The sequence below is a fragment of the Streptosporangium sp. NBC_01639 genome (genome assembly GCF_045209755.1).
GTDB lineage: Bacteria > Actinomycetota > Actinomycetes > Streptosporangiales > Streptosporangiaceae > Streptosporangium.
Map to the genome: position 1 here is coordinate 6,995,191 of NZ_CP109272.1, position 18,199 is coordinate 7,013,389.

Genomic DNA, 18,199 nt, shown 5'->3' on the forward strand with positions numbered 1-18,199 from the left:
GTACGCCCGTGCGCGTCCCCCTCCGGTTTCGCCCCGCCCTACCGGCAACCCGATCTGGACCAGGTGTGCCCGGCAGGCGCGAGTGAGGCGTCCGGCAGGCGACTCCGGTCAGCAGGCCGCGGTGTCTCCCGAGCGCACAACGGCCATAGGAGAAAGACGCATCACGGTGGCCATGGCGTGACATGATCCGGCCGGTGACGTTTTCTCCGCATGATCTACGATCTGATAGCGGAAGTCGGCGGCAAAGGGGTGGGCTGTGACAGGGATGGCCGTCGCCGAACGACGTACGGTGCGTCAGGGCAGGCAGCTCTGGCTGACCCTGCTGGCGCTCTCCATCGCCGGGATGGTCGTCTCCGTCCAGCAGACCGTGGTGATCCCGCTGCTGCCCCGGTTGATGGTCTCCTTCGGGGTGCCGGTCGCGGAGGTCACCTGGGTCTTCACCGCCTCGCTGCTCGCCGGCGCGGTCGCCACGCCGTTGCTGTCCCGTCTCGGGGACATGTACGGCAAGAAGCGGATGATCCTGTTCACCGTGGGCCTGCTCGTCCTGGGTTCGGTGATCTGCGCCCTGTCCGGTTCCCTGGCGGTGCTGATCGCCGGCCGAGCTCTGCAGGGCGCGTCGGCGGCGCTGATCCCGCTGGCCATCGGCATGATCAGGGACAGTTTCCCGCACACCCGGGTGATGATGGCCATCGGCGTGGTGAGCGCCACCATGGGAGTCGGCGGAAACCTCGGCATGATCGTTACCGGGATCATCGCCGATCGCACCCCCAGCCACCACCCGGTCTTCTGGATCACCGCGGGGCTCGCCGCGGCGGCGTTCGTGCTCATCGCGCTGAGCGCTCACGACACCGGGGCCCGGGCCGGCGGCCGGCCCGACCTCGTCGGCGCGGTACTGCTCTCCGCCTGGCTGGTCTGCCTGCTGCTGGCGATATCCAAGGGCAACGACTGGGGCTGGAGTTCCGGGCGGGTCGTCGGGCTGTTCACGGGTGCGGCGGTGTTCTGCGCGGTCTGGGTGTTCAGCCAGCTCCGCCTCCGAGCGCCGATGGTCCGGCTCCATCTGCTCGTCGGCCGTCGTTCCCTGCCCGCCAACCTGGCCTCGTTGCTGCTGGGCTTCGCGATGTTCGGCTCGTTCGCCCTGGTCTCCGGTTTCGTCCAGACACCGGCGTCCGCGGGATACGGTTTCGGCGGATCGGTCCTCGACGTCGGCCTCTACGCGCTCCCCAGCACCGTGACCATGCTGGGGGCCTCATTCATGGCCGGGCGGTTGTCCGCCCGCCTGGGCCCGGCTCGCTCCCTCGCCCTCGGCGCGGCCCTGTGCGCGGCCGGATTCGGCTGGTTCACTCTCTTCAACGCCTCGGTGCTCGACCTGATCGGTGCCAACGCGTTGCAGGGGCTGGGCTTCGGGATCGCCTACGCGGCGCTGGGCGCGCTGGCCGTACAGCACGTGCCGATGGACTCGACCGGCATCGCCAGCGGCATCAACTCCCTGGTCCGCGCCATCGGAGGCAGTGTCTCCAGTGCCGTCACCGCCGCGCTGCTGACCTCGATCACCATTGCCGGAACCGCCGTCCCGTCACACGACGCCTATGTCCTGTCCTTCGCGATCATCACGGTGAGCGCCGTGGCCTCCGCCGCCGTCGCCCTCGTGGCCGGAATGATGGCGCGCGGGGTGTCCGACGTCGGCTAAGATTTCATCTGCATCGCAAGGGGCTATGGCGCAGCTGGTAGCGCGCCTCCATGGCATGGAGGAGGTCTGGGGTTCGAATCCCCATAGCTCCACAGAGAGCCGTTCTTGAGATGGCCGAAGGATGTCGACGAGATCCCGTCCGATCAGCTTGATCGGACGGGATTCGCCGTTTTCCCGGCTGGCGTGGCCGTCCGAAGGCTCGTTGGGCCGCGGGCGAGCCGGTTCCCGGGTCGGTCAGGTCGTCAGATCAGCTCCCGGTGCCATCACTGATCAGGACCTCGCATGCGGCCTTGTGCACCCTCTCATCACGGGAGAACACCGCGGTGCCGGTGACTGGATGGTGCTGGCCGCGATCTCCGCTGAAGCATCCACCGGCCTCGGTGACGATTAACGACAGCGGTGCGTAGTCCCAGACCTTCCCACCCACCTGAACCGCCATATCCAGCTCGCCTGAGGCCACCAGCAAGGCACCGTGCACTGACCAGTCGCTCACCACGGCGGCATTCGCCAATCGGTCCACCTCGGCTCGATACCGTGCGGGGATCATCTCGATCGGTGGGAGGACTCCCACTCGGCACGCCTCCAGTCCTGAGGAGGGCTCGCCGACCTGTAAGCGCCGCCGGCCGGTTATCCGCCCGTTCACCACGTCAGCGACGAACGCGCCCTGGTTGCGCGCGGCATACCAGATCCTGCGTTGCGCCGGCACGATTGCGACCCCGACGACCACCTGGCCGTCCTCCTCCAGGGCGATCAGCGTCTGCCAACGATCGTCGCCTTGGACGAAGACCAGCGTCCCGTCGATGCCGTCAAGGATCCACCGGCGTCTCCCGTCTCCGAGTTCGCCGGTCTCCTCCCCAAGGAACGCATCCCGTGGCCGTTCGGTGAGCAGGACGCGGCGTACCTCCTCCTCCACGGCGAGGTCCGCCTTGGTCACCACCGAACCGTCGACCTTCTGCTCATGGGGGAGCTCCTGAACGCGGGCGAAGTACCGCATCCCCACCTCGGCGCCGGCGACAGCAGCTTTCTGGGCGAGCGAGAGATCTGCTTCAAGCATGCCGATGATGGTTCCCTGTCTCTGCGGCGTAAGTGGAGGCCCTTCGGCTCACCCCTTCTGAGAAGCGATCATCCGGCTCTGAGAAGCGATCAACCAATCCTCGGTTCATCTCCAGGTCGGATCCACTCGTGAACATCCCGCAGAGGGGCCGTTCTCGGGACGGTTTGAAGGAAGTTGACGAGATCCTACTCGATCGACCTGATCGGGCGGGATCTCGTCGTTTCCCCGGCTGATGGGGTCGTCGACGGGCTCGTGCGAGCGGGTGCGTCACCGGCGGAGGTGCCGGACCGCCGCCCGTCGTCGATCCTGACGTGGGGCACGGTACGAAGGGCGTCGGGGCCGGTTGCCTCAGACGGATCTTCAACACCCTTCGTCGCGTCCGCAGCTTGGACGAGTTCGGACTTGCTCCTTTAGATCTGGGCGTAGCGGACGCGCATGCCGTCCACCAGGGTCTTGAGCGCGGCGGGGGTCGGCAGCCAGGGGCTGGCCGGCGACTGGGTGGCCTGACCGACGAGTTGGTCGGCGAGGTTGGTCATCGGTGTCGCCGCGTTCGTCACGTCCGCGGCCCACAGGTAGGCCGCGTGCCCCGCGGGCAGGGCCGCCCCGGCCGGCAGCACGTGCACGGTGTGCTGCCCGCGGCCCCACCCCACCAGCTGGTGCAGGTCGGCCAGGACCTCCTCCAGCACCGCCAGATCGTACGCGGTGATCATGGGAAGCACCGGCGGGACGTCGGCCCGGGTGGTGGCGCGGCCGCCGGCCCCGTAGTGCAGGGTCATCGAGACCTGCTCCGACTCCAGCATGAGCTGCCGCAGCAGCAGCTCACCCGGCGCGGCGCCCAGCCACAGGTAGGAGTTCTGGTACCGCTGCACGTATCCCATGTTCTGCCACACCCACAACGACCGGGCCCAGCCCCGGGTGAGCCGCTCCTGCGCCTCCGTCATCGCCTGGCGCACCTTGGTCTGCTGCGCGAGCGTCAGGGCCGGGCCGGCCGGCGGGTCGAGCACGGCGAGCGGTGCGGGCGCGGGCAGGTTCAGGCCCGCATGGCGCCTGGCCACCTCGGCGTAGTGGTCGGCGTTGGTGCTCATGGTCGGCCAGTCGGCCGCCGCGAAGCCCGGTGCGCCGAAGTAGTTGTGATCCGTGATCTTCTCGCTGACGATGTGGAAGGACTCGTGCAGCAGGGTGCGGACCCGGTCGTCGGTCCGGGCGTCCGTGAACGTATGGGGAAGGATCGATATCTCGGGTGAGGTCACCGCACCGGCACCTTGGATGGCCAGTTCGCCGCGGTTGTCCAGTAGGAGCCTCCGGCCGTCGTGGAGACGTTTCAGCCCTTTCGAGGCTTCGGTGAACGTCTTCTTGATCTCCGGCACCTTGGTGTTGTCCGGCAGGTTGAAGACGGTGACGATGTGCGCGTCGGCGCTGCCCGCCGCGACCTGGTCGAAAACGGTGGTCACCTCGTCCACCATGGTCTTCAGCACCGCCAGACCGGTGCCCGCCGGAGGCTGGTGCTGCCGGGCTCCCGCCTGCATGACGTACGGGACCTTGTCCTCGAAGACCGCGATCAATTTCTCCAGGGTGTCGTTGGCCGCCGCGGTCGTGTAGTTCAGCGGAGTGGCGCCCTGGACGTAGGTGGCCACGCCGACGTTGTTCAGTGCGACCCGCAACGCGCCCAGGTCGTTCGCCTGGACCCGGCCGTACGCACGTCGTATCAACCGGTGCAGTGTCGTGCGGAGCGGAGGCTGGGGGAGTTGGGGGTGGGTGAACGGTTCACCTTGGGTCACACCGCGTAATGGCAGCATGCGGTCCTTTCCATGTCCGGCGGGTTCTCTTGCGACAGATGTCGCATGCATCAGATGTGACGCCTATCGCACAAATTGCGTTTACCACTCCAGGTCGGGCAAGTGGCGCGGCTGCCCCGCCTGGTCGCGGCCGGGACCTGGCAGCCGGGCCGGCTGTGGGCGGGCGCGTCGGAGCGGGGGACGCGGTCCGGCGTTTGCGGCCCGGGTGTGGGGGCAGCCGTCGCTGTATCCAAGGTGGCGCTACAGGAGGATGTCCATGCTGCGGGAGAAGAACGGACCCGGCACGGTCGCGGTGATCGCCCACCAGAAGAAGTCGTTCGGCGGCGGGCTGGACGAGCTGCGCAGCCTCCTCGCCGACGAGCAGCCCGGCAAGCTGCTCTGGTACGAGGTGCCCAAGAGCAAGAAGGCCCCCAAGCAGGTACGTAAAGCGATCAAGGAAGGCGCCGATCTGGTCCTGATCTGGGGCGGAGACGGCATGGTGCAGCGCTGCGTCGACGTGCTCGCCGGCTCCGGGGTGACCGTGGGGATCCTCCCCGCCGGGACGGCCAATCTCTTCGCGCAGAACCTCGGTATCCCCGAGGATCTCCCCGAGGCCGTGAAGATCGCCTTCCACGGTGAGAGCAGGAAACTCGACCTGGGCAAGGTCAACGGAGAGCACTTCGCCGTCATGGCGGGTCTCGGCTTCGACGCAGAAATGATCAAGGATGCCGACCGGGGGCTGAAGGACAGGCTGGGCCGGGCCGCGTACGTCTGGACCGGGCTCCGGCATGTCCGGGGAGAGCTCGTCCACATGGAGGTCAAGCTCGACGGGGCGAAGTGGTTCGAGGGGGAGGCGAGCTGCCTGCTGCTGGGCAACGTCGGGACCATCACCGGCGGTATCGAGGCCTTCGACGACGCGCGTCCCGACGACGGGTGGCTGGAGATCGGCGTGACCACGGCGAAGGGGCCGATCCAGTGGGCGCGGGTGCTCGGCCGGATGAGTTCCGGGCGCTCGGACGAGTCGCCCTTCGTCCGGATGACCCGGGCCCGCAAGATCGACGTCAAGCTGGGCGCGCCGATGACCTACGAGCTGGACGGCGGCGCCAAGGACACCGTCACCGAGCTCAAGGCCAAAGTCGTGCCCGGCGGCATCACCGTCCGCGTTCCCGAAACGACCGGCCCGGACGGCAGGGCTTGAGCGGCGGGGCATGAGCGGTGAGGCCCGGATGGCAGAGTTGGGCGGCGGGGCTTGAGCGGCCCGCGGCGCGGTGGGCGTCCATGATTTAACCGGTTGGCCGGAGCGGCACGCCGCGAAATCATGGTCGCCATGTCACTGCGCTTCCATGAGATCGCCGAGAGCGGTCATCGCATCCTCAATCCGTTCACCGCCGAGAAGCTGACGCTGCTGGGGGAGGTCGCCCGGCTCGCACCCGGCATGCGCCAGCTCGATCTGGCCTGCGGGAAGGCGGAGATGCTCTGCCAGTGGTCCCTGCGGCACGGGATCGAGGGTGTCGGGGTCGACATCAGCGAGGTCTTCCTGCACGCGGCCGGGGAACGGGCACGCGAACTGGGCGTCGAGGACCGGGTGCGCTTCGAGCGGGGCGACGCGGGGGCCCACCGGGCGGATCCGGGGGCATTCGACGTGGTCTCCTGCATCGGGGCGACCTGGATCGGGGGAGGTCTCGAGGGCACCGTCAAACTGATGCTCCCCGCCCTGAAGGAGGACGGTGTCCTCCTCGTCGGCGAGCCGTACTGGCTCTCCGAACCGCCTGCCGGGGCCTATGAGGCGTTCGGCGCCGAGCCGGCGGATTTCACCTCGCTGGCTGGGACCTTCGACCGGTTCGAGGCGGCGGGGGTCGAGGTGCTGGAGATGGTCCTCGCCGACCCCGACAGCTGGGACCGCTACGTGGCGGGCCACTGGTGGACGTTGAGCGACTGGCTGCGCGACAACCCGGCCGACCCCGACGCCGCGGAGGTGCGCGCGTTCCTGGAGCGCGAGCGCCGCTCTCACGTGGAGTATGGCAGGCGGTACCTCGGTTGGGGTGTCTTCGTGCTGCGCCGCCGTTGACGGCTACTCGCGGGTAAGAATAGGTTCCCAGATACCGACTGGTCGGTTTAAGGGAGCTGCAATGCGGGTGCGGGACAAGGTCGTCGTGGTGACCGGGGCCGCGAGCGGAATCGGGCGGGCGATGGCCCTGAGGTTCGCCGCCGAGGGCGCCGCCGGGGTGGTGGTGGCAGATCTCGACGAAACGGGCGCGACCGAGGTGGCCAAGCAGATCGGTGACAGGGCGGTGGCCGTACGGGCCGACGTGTCCGTCGAGGACGACGTGCACGACCTGGTCACCGCGGCCGAGAGCGCCTTCGGACCGATCGGCCTGTTCTGCTCCAACGCCGGGATCGTCACCGGCCACGGGCTGGACGCGACCGACCTGGAGTGGACCCGGACCATCGCGGTCAACGTCCTGGCCCACGTCTACGCGGCGCGGGCGGTCATCCCCGGAATGGTGGAGCGCGGTGAGGGTTACCTGCTCAGCACCTGTTCGGCGGCCGGGCTGGTGAGCTGCCCCGGCGACGCCCCCTACGCGGTGACCAAGTCGGCCGCGATCTCCTTCGCCGAGTGGGTGGCCATCCACTACGCGACCAGGGGGGTGAAGGTCAGCGTGCTCTGCCCGCAGGGCGTGCGGACCGGCATGTTCCAGCAGGGGATCGCCGAGGACCATCTCACGGCCAGGGCGGTGGGCGCCTCCGGCGCCATTCTCGATCCGGACACCGTGGCCGGCACGGTGATCGAGGGCCTCGCCGCCGAACGGTTCCATATCCTCCCGCATCCGGAGGTCGCCGAGTTCGTCCGGCGCAAGGCCGATGATCCGGATCGCTGGCTGGCCGGCATGGCCCGCTTCGTCGACTCATTGGAGGCCTGATGTCCGACGTCCACCTGGCCCGTCAGGCCTGGCGCCGCCTGGAACCACTGCACGGCATGATCTACTTCGTGCCCGAGGCCGCCGAGCGTTACGCGGCCCTCGGCCTGAAAGGCCGCGCGGGCTACTTCGCCTCCCGCGGGGCCGCCTTCGGGGCCGCCTCGCCCGAACTGGTCATCGCGGCCTTCTACAACTTCTGCCCCACCCTGGTACGGCAGGCGCTCCCGGCCGCCTGGGAGATCACGACCCCGGAGAAGGTGGTCGCGGCCCGTCTCGACGCCGCCGCCGCGGCCCTGCGCCGGGCGGGTGTCCACGAGATCGCGGAACTCGCCGAGACCACGGCGCTGGCCAGGAGGGCCGCGGAGAGGGCCGTGGAGCACCTGCCGGGCCGGCCGCTGTTCGCCGCGCACGCCGCACTGCCCTGGCCGGACCACCCGGTGCTAGAGCTCTGGCACGCCCAGACCCTGCTGCGCGAGTTCCGCGGCGACGGACATGTCGCGGCGCTGCTGGCCGAAGGCGTCGGCGGATTGGACGCGCTGATCCTGCACGGGGCGACCGGGAGCGCCCCGGCCGTCTTCCTGAAGGCCAGCCGGGGCTGGCCGGAGGAGGAATGGGCGGCGGCCGAGGAGTCGCTGCGCCGGCGCGGTCTGCTGGACGGCGGCGAGCTCACCGAGGAGGGCCGGACGTTCCGGCAGCGGATCGAGGACCGCACCGACGAACTGGCCCTTCCCGCCTACGCGACGCTCTCGGACGCCGAACTCGCCCGGCTGGCCGAGCTGGCCCGGATCTTCGGCCGGGCTGTGGTCGACGCGGGCCTGCTCACCTTTTCCCCTGATTCCCTCTGACGCCGGTCCCGGCCGGCCCACCGTCTCCGGTGTGCGCCGTCGACGGTGGCGCCGGCCCGCCGTGATCAGGTGAAGGCGGCGGAGACCCCCGCGCCGATCAGGGCGACGGCCCACACGTAGTCGAGGTTGAACCATGCCTTGCGGAGCACCGCGACTCCCAGCCGCTCATAGACGAGCATGGCCACGGCGGTGGTCGTCGCGAGCATCGACAGCGTGTGGATCGCGGTGGCCAGTAGGCTCTGCGAGGCCAGTTCGGCGGTGCCGTGCCCGTTGTGCAGGGTGATGGGGACCACCATCAGGCCGGCGCCGTGGGCGGTGGCCATCAGGAACGACCAGCCGGCCAGCTGCCATCGGGTCACCTTCATCCCGACCCAGCGGGGATGGCGCCGCCGCACCAGCCGCCAGACCCCGAATCCGCAGACCAGAGCCGCCACGCCGAACGAGATGATTTTGGGTGGTACGGCCAGGCGCGCGACCGAAACCAGCGCGAGCGTGATCAGCACCGATCCCGCGTGGCCGAGCACGATGGGCGGCAGTGCGCGCAGCACCGCCGCCCGTGAGCGCTCCTGCAGACCGAGGGCGACGGCGAAGAGCCAGCCCATGGCCGGGTTCAGACCATGGAAGGCGCCGAGTCCGACGAGGATCAGCGCGGAGGTCAGATCCATGACGCGTGCCCCGCCGATGCCATGAGCCGAGCAGCGGTCAAGAGAAGCAGTAGGAGTCGGAGGAGGAGTCGCCGCCCTGCAGGCGGACCTGGTGGGCTCGTCGGCCGTCGGAGGCGAAATCGACGAAGAAGCCGGGGTCGAGGGAGAGCGAGCCGTCGTCGGCGATGTCCACCTTGGCCATCCATCCGGAGATTCCGTCGGGATAGAAGGCGTCGTCCCAGGAGCGGTAGAGCGAGTTGGTGAAGTAGACCCGCCGCCCGTCCCTGCTGGCCTCGACCATCTGGGGCCCGCCGTTCAGCGCCCTCCCGGGGTCGGCCGGATGAGGGCGGCGATCGGCGATGCCGCCGATCCGGACCGAGCCGGTCTCACGGGGACTGAACGGGTCGGAGACGTCGTAGGCCTTCAGCTCGCCCGTGCCCCAGCAGGAGACCAGCAGGATCCGGTCGTCCAGGGTCAGCGAGATGTCACTGACCAGAGGTGGCACCGCACCGAACTGCTTGAGCGGCTCGGGCAGCAGATCGGCCGAGGCCGGCTCGGCCGGGATGGTGATGATCTTGCGGGCCTTCCAGAGGCCGTCCTCCAGATGCCAGGTGAAGATGTTCGCCGACAGGTCCTCGACGCTGATCACGGTGTTGACGAAGCCATAGGTCTTGGCCGGGTCGTGGGCGGGACGCAGTTCCAGGGCCATCTGGTGCTGGTCGCCCAGGTCGATCTCCTGTAGGTGCCTGCGCTTGGACAGGTCCCAGACGTGTAGCTTGTGGCCGTACTGGCGGCCGACCAGCAGCTCCAGTGACGGCCCCGCCTCGATCTGGTTGGGGGTGCCCCACTCACTGGTGATCATCGTGTCGTGGCCGAGGTGCCACCAGAAGTCGTAGTGCAGCTCCTGTGAGCCCCGGTCCACCTCCCAGCGGCCCTTCGGCTCGAAGGTGTCGTGGTCAAGCGTGAACACCCCGCCGGGGGCGTCACCGTCAACGTTGCCGAGCGCGCTGATGTAGATCGCGTCGGTTCCGCAGTGAACGGTGTGCGGGCGGCTGTAGCCGGTCTTTTTGAAGATCGTTTCCGGTTCGATCGTCTTGACGAGCTTGGGGTGCCGGGGGTCGTCCTTGACGTCGAAGATGTAGATCCTGCTGGATCTCAGCCCCGGAAGGACGAGATAGCGCCGCTCGACGTGCGGATGCGGGGCGTACGGGCACAGCGCCGCACTGCACACGTTCCATCCGAAATGGTGGAGCTCATCGCCTGGGACGGACATGTCGTGTACGTCGACGATCGTCCCGTCGGACAGGTCGATCGTGGCGAGCCCGTCGGGACGTCCTTCCCCGGTGGCGTCCAGTAGGGCGACGTAGGCGAGCCCCTCCCGAGGGGCCAGCATGGCCTCACGGGCCGAAGGGTAGAACGTGGGGTCGGGCTGAATGAGCGGCACGGTGGACTCCTGGACTTGTAGGCCGGGACCGGTACCCAACCAATGTTGTGGGAAAACTCTCTGTTGTCCATAGGTCGTATCAAGTAACCGATGCGCGCCGGCGGACGGGACGTTCGCGGCCACCGGCCCTGCCGGATGTCACGGTCCTCACCACTCCTGGAGACCTGACGGGCACATCCGCCATGACCCGGCAGGCCCTGCGCCGGTGACGGACCGGGGTGCCGACGGCGAGTTCCGGAAAAACGGAGAGGTGCGGGGCGATGACGCCCCGCACCTCTCGGTGTCCTACTTGCTTGTCATCTGTACTGCTGAGCCGTTCGGACAGCGGTCCGGTTCAGAGGACTCCGGAGCGGCGTGTCCGACTGGAGGCCGACCGGGCCTCCCAGGATCTCAGCAGAACCTTGTGGGAGCGCAGACGGCCATGGGCGAGCAGACCGTTACGGTCGGGCAGATGTTCAGAGGACCGAAAACCGGTACTCCTACCACGCCACCCGAGGTCGGCGTGCCACCCGAGGTGGGTGCGCCCGTCGAGGTCGGTGTGCCCGTCGCTCCGGCCGGACCCTGCGGTCCTGCCGGTCCGGCGGGTCCCGTGGCGCCTATGGCACCTGTCGGTCCGGGAACTCCCTGGGGTCCCGTGGGACCGGTGGGGCCTTCGGGCCCCTGCGGTCCGGTGAGCCCGGGGAGGCCGGCGCCCGAGGGTCCTGCCGGTCCTTCGGGTCCTGCCGGTCCCTGCGGTCCTTGGGGTCCTTCGGGTCCTTGGGGTCCTGCCGGTCCCTGAGGTCCGGGGAGGCCGGCGCCCGAGGGTCCTGCCGGTCCTTCCAGTCCTTGGGCGCCGGGGAGGCCGTCGGCCCCTGCGGGTCCTGCCGGTCCCTGCGGTCCTTCGGGTCCTTGGGGTCCTGCCGGTCCTTCCGGTCCCTGAGGTCCGGGGAGGCCGGCCCCTGCGGGTCCTGCCGGTCCTTGGGGTCCTTCGGGTCCTGCCGGTCCGTCCAGTCCTTGGGCGCCGGGGAGGCCGTCAGCGCCTGCCGGTCCGTCCAGTCCTTGGGCACCGGGGAGGCCGTCGGCCCCTGCCGGTCCTTGGGCACCGGGGAGGCCGTCAGCGCCTGCCGGTCCTTGAGCCCCGGGAAGGCCGTCGGCCCCTGCCGGTCCTGCCGGTCCTGCGGGTCCTGCCGGTCCTTGGGGTCCTTCGGGTCCTTGGGGTCCTGCCGGTCCGTCCAGTCCTTGGGCACCGGGGAGGCCGTCGGCCCCTGCCGGTCCTTGGGCACCGGGGAGGCCGTCAGCGCCTGCCGGTCCTTGAGCCCCGGGAAGGCCGTCGGCCCCTGCCGGTCCTGCCGGTCCTGCCGGTCCTTGCGGTCCTTCGGGTCCTTGGGGTCCTGCCGGTCCCTCCAGTCCTTGGGCACCGGGGAGGCCGTCAGCGCCTGCCGGTCCTTGAGCACCGGGGAGGCCGTCGGCCCCTGCCGGTCCTTGAGCCCCAGGAAGGCCGTCAGCGCCTGCCGGTCCTTGAGCCCCGGGAAGGCCGTCGGCCCCTGCCGGTCCTGCCGGTCCCTGCGGTCCTTCGGGTCCTTGGGGTCCTGCCGGTCCCTCCAGTCCTTGGGCACCGGGGAGGCCGTCGGCCCCTGCCGGTCCTGCCGGTCCTTGAGCACCGGGGAGGCCGTCGGCGCCTGCCGGTCCTTGAGCCCCAGGAAGGCCGTCGGCCCCTGCCGGTCCCTGCGGTCCTGCGGGTCCGGGGAGGCCGTCGGCCCCTGCCGGTCCTGCCGGTCCTGCCGGTCCTGCAGGTCCGGGGAGACCATTGGCACCCGCCGGTCCTGCCGGACCTGCAGGACCAGCAGGTCCGGCCGGCCCTCGGGGAATCTTGCAGAGGTAGATCGGCAAGCCCAGTCGCTTGCACAACGGAATGTAACCCGTCTGCTCCGTCGATGGCGCCGACGGGGTAGGAGTGACTACCTGGGTGTCCCAGACGCTATAAGAGTGAACCAGCTGGGGCACGGCGACGAGGCTTTGGCAGACGGTGAGATAGTGCGGGGCACAGGGATCCGGCGATGAGTAATCGACGAATCCGGCTGCTCCGTGACGGGTCTGCGTCGATGCCAGAAGTCGCGAATCTGTAGAGGCAGAGGCAGGAACAGGGGAGTGCAGAAGAAGGAAGGCCCCGGCGAGAGCACCGCCCGCAAGGGTCCGTTTCATGAGAGTAGACACGTGCCTTGTCTATCCCATCGCATTCGAAGAAAACGCCTCACGATAATTCTTTTGACGGTCGGGCGAAAATGAAAGAAATGCCATTCGAGAATGGTGAATATAATTGGCGACGCATGCGCGTTTCTTTACTTGCCGTGAATTTCAATCGCCATTTAGTGTCCAATTTTCTTTTCGTTGCGATCGATTATAATAAGCGACTTATATCCGTACAATGTCGTGTGTGGGTTATTTGGACCGTGTCCATCATGTTCCGCAGACCAGCCTCGGTCTCGGTCGGTAAGCAGCCCGGCCCGTGCGCGAAGTTGTCACGGACCGGGCAGTCGGCCGACGTGGCGCCGGTCAGAGTGTCGGCGCGGGCACCGGGGTCCACTGTCGGCACACGGCGCCGGCACACGTCCGCAGGGTCGCGAGCCGATCGGCCAGTGCCCGCCGCGTGGCGGCATAGCGTGGGTCGTTGTGCACGCTTGCGAGCTCGTACGGGTCCTGCTGCAGGTCGTACAGCTCTCGTTCGCCGGTTGAGTGCTCGACGTACTTCCACCGTGGGGTCCGTAGACCGGCGTACCACTTGCCGCTCTGTTTGGGACCGGTCTCGATCACGATGCCCCGGGCCGATGACGCGGGGTCGGCGGCGATCGGCAGGAGCGAGCGACCGTCGACGGTCACCCCGGCGCTCGCGTCCGCGACGTCGAGAATCGTCGGTGCGAGGTCGATGTTGGCGGCGAGCGTGCTGACGTGTCCGCCGGCCGGGAGGCCGGGTCCTCTGATGATCAGTGGCACCCTGATCGACTCTTCGTAGGGAACGATCTTTCCGCTCTGGATTCGGTGCTCGCCCTGCATCCAGCCGTTGTCGGAGGTGAACACGATGAGCGTGTTGGCCAGCTCGCCGGACGCCTGCAGCGCGGCCACGATGTCGGCGACCGCTTCGTCCACGGAGAGCAGGGACTCCAACCGCCCCTTGAGCCGTACGTTCTCGATCCGGTCTTCGTTCTCGGGGGTGATCCGGGGCTTGCTGCGGATGGCTGCCGGCTTGTCGGAGACATCCGCCTCGTCGTAGCTGGGTGGCTTGGGCAGCTTCACGCTTTCCAGATCACCACGGTGCCGGGGCGCGGGGCGGGGGTTGCGCTGGGACAGGTCGGATCCGGTGGCGGCCCCCTCACCGTGCGGCGCCAGCGGTGCGAAGGACAGGAAGAACGGCTCGTTGGCCGGCGCTTTGCGCTGGATGTAGTCGACGGCCTTACGGGCGTAGACGTCGGTCTGATACAGCGCGGGATTCTCCGCTCCGGCCACTCCGTAGGTGTGCAGGGTGCCGTTCTCGTTGAGCGTGTAGTTCCACATGCGGTAGGTGCTCGGGTCTACCGAGCCGTACCATTCGGCCCAGCCCGGCGGGATCTCCGTGGGTCGCTCGCGGCCGTAGCCGTTGAGGAACTTGCCGACGTGCGCGGTGGCGTAGCCCGCCCGGCGCAACCAGACCGGCAGGGTCTCCGCGGCGGGCAGTTTCTCGTACCCGCCGTCCGGCAACTTGTTCCCCAGCACCCCGTGGTTGTGCGCGTACTGCCCGGTGAGGAAGGTGCTGCGCGACGGGCAGCACAACGAGTAGGACACCACGCTGTTGTCGAAGGTCGTACCCGGCGTGGCGAGGAGCGACCGTACGTTGGGCAGGTACTGCAGGGCGGCCGCGTTCATGTCGTCGACCATGATGACGACCACGTTGGGCTTGGCCGCCAGTACGCCGGCCGGTGCGGCGGCGGCCGCCGTCAGTGCGGTGACACCGGTCAGAGCGAGCAGGGTTGCAATGAGCTGACGTAGGAGCGGGCGTGCGGGCATGCGACTCCTTCGAAAGGGTGGAAGCGAGGGCGGAACAGGGCCCTGGTCATCGTGAACCCGTGGAAGCGGAACCGTGCTGCGTGGCTCGAAGGGAAGGACGGCGTCAGGCGCGGGAGCCGTCGGCGTGCTCAGCCGGTAAGGCGGCGGGTGGCACCGGCCCGCATCAGATCAATGTGCAACCGTCTGGTCAGATCGATCTCGGTCGGCATACCAGAAGCTAAACATTTATGTGCAATGCGCACAATACCTACTTAACAAGTGGGATTACCGGGTTTTCTTTTCCTGTAAGGAGGTCGGTTGCGTGTCCCGTCTGTGGATGGGGGGCGGCGATCAGGCCATGGCGGCTGTGCCGCGCATCATCGTCTCGGCCGCATGCTCTTCGGACCCGTCGTCCGTGGGCGTACGGATGGCACCCGATGGGATCGTGTCGACACGCGCGCCGATGGGGCCGAACTCGGCGGCCCGGAGTGCGGGCCTGTAGGGGTGCCGGGGAGGTCGCGGTCGATCGTGAATGCCTTCGGGTGGACGCACCTACCCGCGCCGCCACCGTCTAGAATTTACTTTCACGGATGACTCGTTTATAGAGTGTCTTGCTTCAAGAGAGAGTTGTCGCGTTGTGAGTGATGTGGAGCGGCGATCGGCGGTGGAGGCGGTCGCTCGGTCGTTGCGGCAGGTGATCGTGAACACGGTGCTTTTCAACGCCCGGACCGCCGACACCATCGGACTGAGTCCGAGTGACGGGCAGTTCCTCCACCTGCTGGAGTTGAACGGTCCTCTCACCCCTGGATGTCTGTCCCGGTTGACGGGCTTCAGCACCGGCGCGGTGACCGGAGTCGTCGACCGGCTGGAGCGGAGAGGCTTCGTCCACCGCGAACGCGATACGGCCGACCGCCGTAAGGTCCTCGTCGTTCTCGATCAGGGCAAGTCCGAGACGGAGTTGGCGCCGCTGTACACGGAGCAGGGCCGGCACTTCGCGACCGTCCTCGCCGACTACAGTTCCGCGGAACTGGCACTCATCAACGGCTTTCTCGACCGCATCGCTCAGACGGGTCCGGCATCGACCGGTGCCTTGCCCTGACCGTCGAACCCTTAATTGAGAGTCATGCCCTGCTCGGCTCCTCCTCGGGGGCATCGCCGCTTTCGGATGGGACTTTCGTCGAGGCGTCGGGACAGCAGCGTTCCGGTGATCATGGCCGCGGCTGCGGCGAAGGCGGCGACGGCGGCGATGAGGGCGGCGCCGGCGTAGCCGAAGGTGCTGGACAGCGCGGCGAAGGTGTAGGGGGCAATGGTGGCGCCGGTGTAGACGCCGACCTGGACGGTGTGGCCGGCGTTCTCGGCTTTATGGGGCACCAGTCGCAAGGTGGTGGCGAGGAGGAGCCCGGTCCAGCCCCACCCGGCGGAGAATGCCAGCGCGGCGCCGAGTACGAAGGTCGCCGGCGTGCCGATCGCGATGAGTACGAGCCCGAGACTTCCAGTGAGCATCATCGCGGTGATCAGCGCTGGGTTGCGGTGAGGGGCGCGATCGGTGAGGGCGCCTGCGATGAGTCGTACGGCGATGGCGAGCAGAGCGCTGAGCGACAGCAGGTTCCCGGTGACGGTGGCAGGCAGCCCGGAGTGGGTGCCGAGTTGAATGAAATACGTGGCCACTGCGTTGTTGCCGGTCGCCGATAGGGCGGCGGCCAGAGCCCACAGCACCAGCACGCCGCTGGTCCTTCGAGCGGTGGCGGCCTGCTCGACCCGCCCCCGGTACGGGTCGAGCAGGCCGCGGGTCAGCGGGGTGAGCGTGACCGGGATGAGGGCGATCAGGCCGGCGATCACCATGGCTGTGCGCCATCCGTAGGCCGGCACGACGATGGCGACGAGCAGGCCAGGGACGAGAGTGGCAGCGCCCAGCGCCGCGCCGATCGTGCCGGCGGCCAGTGAACGCCGGCGCCTGGGGACGCGTGCCGCGATCAGTCTGCCCGCCGCAGGCTGGACGAGGCCGTTGCTCAGCCCGCCCGCCACCAAGACTGCCGTCATCGCGGCCAGATCGTTCGCCTGGGCGACGATGAGCATCACGGCGCAGGCGACCACTGCGGCGATGGCGAGCACCACGGGTGTGGGCAGGCGGGCCGCCGCCCGCTTGGTGATGGGCGAGCCCAGGGCCGTGGCAGCGTAGAAGGCACTGATCGTCAGTCCGACGGCGGTACGGGAGACATGTAAGTCCTGTTCGATGGCCGGGGCGAGGGCGCCGACGGTGAAGCCGGGCATCACTGCGACGGTCGTGATCAGCGCGGTCGCGACAACTCCCGGCCAGTGCCGTACGGGCGAGCGGGTGGACGGGTTGGAGGTGATCGCCGTTGTCACGGGAACCCGCCGGATCAGGCGTTCAGGGGCCGCCAGGCGGGGCCGTCGCCATCCCGCCGGACCTGCCCGAACACCACATCGGCGAAATGGATGCCAAAACCGATCGTGTCGGGCTCTTCCAACTCGGCGACGAGATGACGGCGATGCTCGGCGGACCTGGCACGGTCGTCGTCGTAGACGCAGCCCCATTCGGGGTGGTCCACCTGGATCGGCGAGTGCAGGGCGTCGCCGAAGGCGATCAGCCGGGTTCCGCCCCCGGTGATGACGTACTGCGCGTGTCCGGCCGTGTGACCACCGGTGATCTGCATCTCGACGCCGGGGAAGATCTCTTGGTCGCCGGTCACCGTACGCACGCGCGGTGCCAGCGCGGCGACGATCTCCTTGGTCGTACCCCCCGCCTCCAGCAGGTCACGCTGGGCCCATTCCGGCTCGGCCACCACATACTCGGCATGGGCGAACACCGGCCGGTCACCGCCCGGAACCGAATGCCAGGCCCAGCCGAGGTGATCGATGTGCAAGTGGGTGAAGGCCACCGCCTCGATCTCCGCCGGCCTGCGGCCGAGCTCGGCCAGACTGTCCAGCAGCGCACCACCGTAAATGGCGCCGTTCGGACTTCCCGGCTCGGCCGGCAGCGACTGCGGGCCGAATCCCGCATCGATCAGCAGGGCGCGGTCGCCGCGCTCCACCAGGAGGCCGCCGATACTCGCCACGAGATAGCCGGAGGCGTCCAGGTACTCCGGATGAGCGGCCCAGGTCTCATCGGTGGTGTCCGGCAGCCAGTCGCGCGGCCTCCCCTGCACGGCCCCGTCCGGCACGTAGGACACCTTCGTGTCGCCCAGCCATACCGAGCGGATGCCCGCCGGCCGCCGCAGTCGCTGGTCCTGGTCAACCACGGAGTTCGCCATGGTCCCTCTCCTCTTCGTCGTCAGGTCGTCGCCGCGTCTCCCGGCGGCGACCAGGCCACAGTAAGCATAAAGCTAGGAATGTTCAAGCTGTAAATATTATGGCTTGATGGACTTGCTAGGATGGGATGCATGACGACGTCCTCAGAGCCGCAGGCCATCGCCGAGCGGCGGCTGTGCGGTCTGGTGAACGGACTGGCCCAGCAGATCGCCGATCACCTGCGCGAACGCGCCGTCGCCTTGGGCCTCACCGCGGCCCAGGGGACCGCGCTGCGGGAGATGGCCGGGCCGATGACCATGGGAGAACTCGCCGAGCGCATGAGCTGCGAGCCTTCCAACGCCACCTTCGTCGTCGACAAGCTCGAAAAACAGCGCCTGATCGAGCGCCGTGCGCACCCCACCGACCGCCGCGCCAAGCAACTCGTCCTCACCGCGGAGGGCACCGCGCTCCGCGAACGGCTCCTCGAACTCCTCACCCAGGACTCACCGCTGGCCGGCCTCACCTCCGAGCAGCAGGGCGTCCTCCAGGGCCTGATCGAGCAGGCCATCACCCGTCCGTGAGTTGAG

General features: G+C 68.6%; 15 protein-coding genes and 1 tRNA gene. 8 read left to right on the plus strand and 8 right to left on the minus strand.

Annotated features, from left to right (window positions below; translation table 11 throughout):
- The first annotated feature begins 265 nt into the window (after positions 1–265).
- Together OHA77_RS31890 and OHA77_RS31895 are read left to right on the plus strand one after the other, a co-directional pair.
- The gene (locus tag OHA77_RS31890) at positions 266–1,687 is read left to right on the plus strand and encodes an MFS transporter (protein WP_406319907.1); all 1,422 of its coding nucleotides are present in this window, start codon (positions 266–268) and stop codon (positions 1,685–1,687) included.
- A gap of 19 nt (positions 1,688–1,706) precedes the next feature.
- Positions 1,707–1,779, plus strand: a tRNA-Ala gene (locus tag OHA77_RS31895).
- 155 nt (positions 1,780–1,934) lie between these two features.
- Here OHA77_RS31895 and OHA77_RS31900 read toward each other — a convergent pair.
- Both OHA77_RS31900 and OHA77_RS31905 read right to left on the minus strand, forming a co-directional pair.
- Positions 1,935–2,741, minus strand: a complete 807-nt coding sequence (locus OHA77_RS31900) for an inositol monophosphatase family protein (protein ID WP_406313035.1) — start codon at positions 2,739–2,741, stop codon at positions 1,935–1,937.
- A 410-nt stretch (positions 2,742–3,151) separates the two neighbouring features.
- The gene (locus tag OHA77_RS31905) at positions 3,152–4,519 is read right to left on the minus strand and encodes a hypothetical protein (protein WP_406313036.1); all 1,368 of its coding nucleotides are present in this window, start codon (positions 4,517–4,519) and stop codon (positions 3,152–3,154) included.
- 274 nt (positions 4,520–4,793) lie between these two features.
- Here OHA77_RS31905 and OHA77_RS31910 point away from each other — a divergent pair, with 274 nt between their 5' ends.
- The 4 genes from OHA77_RS31910 (at position 4,794) to OHA77_RS31925 (ending at position 8,279) form a co-directional block, all read left to right on the plus strand.
- The gene (locus OHA77_RS31910) at positions 4,794–5,714 is read left to right on the plus strand and encodes a diacylglycerol/lipid kinase family protein (protein ID WP_406313037.1); all 921 of its coding nucleotides are present in this window, start codon (positions 4,794–4,796) and stop codon (positions 5,712–5,714) included.
- Positions 5,715–5,843: 129 nt separating this feature from the next.
- Positions 5,844–6,584, plus strand: coding sequence for an SAM-dependent methyltransferase (locus tag OHA77_RS31915; protein ID WP_406313038.1), 741 nt, complete (start codon positions 5,844–5,846; stop codon positions 6,582–6,584).
- 61 nt (positions 6,585–6,645) lie between these two features.
- Entirely contained in the window at positions 6,646–7,437 is a 792-nt protein-coding gene (locus OHA77_RS31920) for an SDR family oxidoreductase (RefSeq protein WP_406313039.1), read from the plus strand.
- Positions 7,437–8,279 (plus strand): SCO6745 family protein, encoded by an 843-nt coding sequence (locus OHA77_RS31925; RefSeq protein ID WP_406313040.1) that lies wholly within the window; start codon positions 7,437–7,439, stop codon positions 8,277–8,279. Before OHA77_RS31920 ends, OHA77_RS31925 begins: the two co-directional genes overlap by 1 nt.
- 65 nt (positions 8,280–8,344) lie before the next feature.
- On the opposite strand, the gene OHA77_RS31930 is transcribed toward OHA77_RS31925, so the two are convergent.
- The 4 genes from OHA77_RS31930 to OHA77_RS31945 form a co-directional block, all read right to left on the minus strand.
- Complete coding sequence (locus tag OHA77_RS31930; RefSeq protein WP_406313041.1) at positions 8,345–8,944, minus strand: hypothetical protein; 600 nt, start codon at positions 8,942–8,944, stop codon at positions 8,345–8,347.
- A gap of 37 nt (positions 8,945–8,981) precedes the next feature.
- Positions 8,982–10,367: a selenium-binding protein SBP56-related protein gene (locus tag OHA77_RS31935; protein ID WP_406313042.1), complete on the minus strand. Its 1,386-nt coding sequence runs from the start codon at positions 10,365–10,367 to the stop codon at positions 8,982–8,984.
- A 596-nt stretch (positions 10,368–10,963) separates the two neighbouring features.
- Positions 10,964–12,160: a hypothetical protein gene (locus OHA77_RS31940; RefSeq protein WP_406313043.1), complete on the minus strand. Its 1,197-nt coding sequence runs from the start codon at positions 12,158–12,160 to the stop codon at positions 10,964–10,966.
- Positions 12,161–12,899: 739 nt separating this feature from the next.
- Entirely contained in the window at positions 12,900–14,384 is a 1,485-nt protein-coding gene (locus OHA77_RS31945) for a sulfatase (protein WP_406313044.1), read from the minus strand.
- A gap of 616 nt (positions 14,385–15,000) precedes the next feature.
- Between OHA77_RS31945 and OHA77_RS31950 the strand changes: the two genes are divergently transcribed.
- A complete protein-coding gene (locus tag OHA77_RS31950) occupies positions 15,001–15,462 on the plus strand; it encodes a MarR family winged helix-turn-helix transcriptional regulator (RefSeq protein ID WP_406313045.1) in 462 nt (153 codons plus the stop codon).
- Positions 15,463–15,473: 11 nt separating this feature from the next.
- Here OHA77_RS31950 and OHA77_RS31955 read toward each other — a convergent pair whose 3' ends face one another.
- Positions 15,474–16,730, minus strand: a complete 1,257-nt coding sequence (locus OHA77_RS31955) for an MFS transporter (protein ID WP_406313046.1) — start codon at positions 16,728–16,730, stop codon at positions 15,474–15,476.
- Positions 16,731–16,744: 14 nt separating this feature from the next.
- On the minus strand, positions 16,745–17,635 hold the full coding sequence (locus OHA77_RS31960; RefSeq protein ID WP_406313047.1) for an MBL fold metallo-hydrolase: 891 nt from the start codon (positions 17,633–17,635) through the stop codon (positions 16,745–16,747).
- Positions 17,636–17,764: 129 nt separating this feature from the next.
- Between OHA77_RS31960 and OHA77_RS31965 the strand changes: the two genes are divergently transcribed.
- Positions 17,765–18,193, plus strand: coding sequence for a MarR family winged helix-turn-helix transcriptional regulator (locus OHA77_RS31965; RefSeq protein WP_406313049.1), 429 nt, complete (start codon positions 17,765–17,767; stop codon positions 18,191–18,193).
- Positions 18,194–18,199: the final 6 nt, after the last annotated feature.

Excerpts from the sequence above, each read along its gene's own strand:
- OHA77_RS31900 (WP_406313035.1), bottom strand. The coding sequence starts at position 2,741 with ATGCTTGAAGCAGATCTCTCGCTCGCCCAGAAAGCTGCTGTCGCCGGC.
- OHA77_RS31930 (WP_406313041.1), bottom strand. The coding sequence starts at position 8,944 with ATGGATCTGACCTCCGCGCTGATCCTCGTCGGACTCGGCGCCTTCCAT.
- OHA77_RS31960 (WP_406313047.1), bottom strand. The coding sequence starts at position 17,635 with ATGGCGAACTCCGTGGTTGACCAGGACCAGCGACTGCGGCGGCCGGCG.
- OHA77_RS31890 (WP_406319907.1), top strand. The coding sequence starts at position 266 with ATGGCCGTCGCCGAACGACGTACGGTGCGTCAGGGCAGGCAGCTCTGG.
- OHA77_RS31915 (WP_406313038.1), top strand. The coding sequence starts at position 5,844 with ATGTCACTGCGCTTCCATGAGATCGCCGAGAGCGGTCATCGCATCCTC.
- OHA77_RS31925 (WP_406313040.1), top strand. The coding sequence starts at position 7,437 with ATGTCCGACGTCCACCTGGCCCGTCAGGCCTGGCGCCGCCTGGAACCA.
- OHA77_RS31945 (WP_406313044.1), bottom strand. The coding sequence starts at position 14,384 with ATGCCCGCACGCCCGCTCCTACGTCAGCTCATTGCAACCCTGCTCGCT.
- OHA77_RS31920 (WP_406313039.1), top strand. The coding sequence starts at position 6,646 with ATGCGGGTGCGGGACAAGGTCGTCGTGGTGACCGGGGCCGCGAGCGGA.
- OHA77_RS31965 (WP_406313049.1), top strand. The coding sequence starts at position 17,765 with ATGACGACGTCCTCAGAGCCGCAGGCCATCGCCGAGCGGCGGCTGTGC.
- OHA77_RS31910 (WP_406313037.1), top strand. The coding sequence starts at position 4,794 with ATGCTGCGGGAGAAGAACGGACCCGGCACGGTCGCGGTGATCGCCCAC.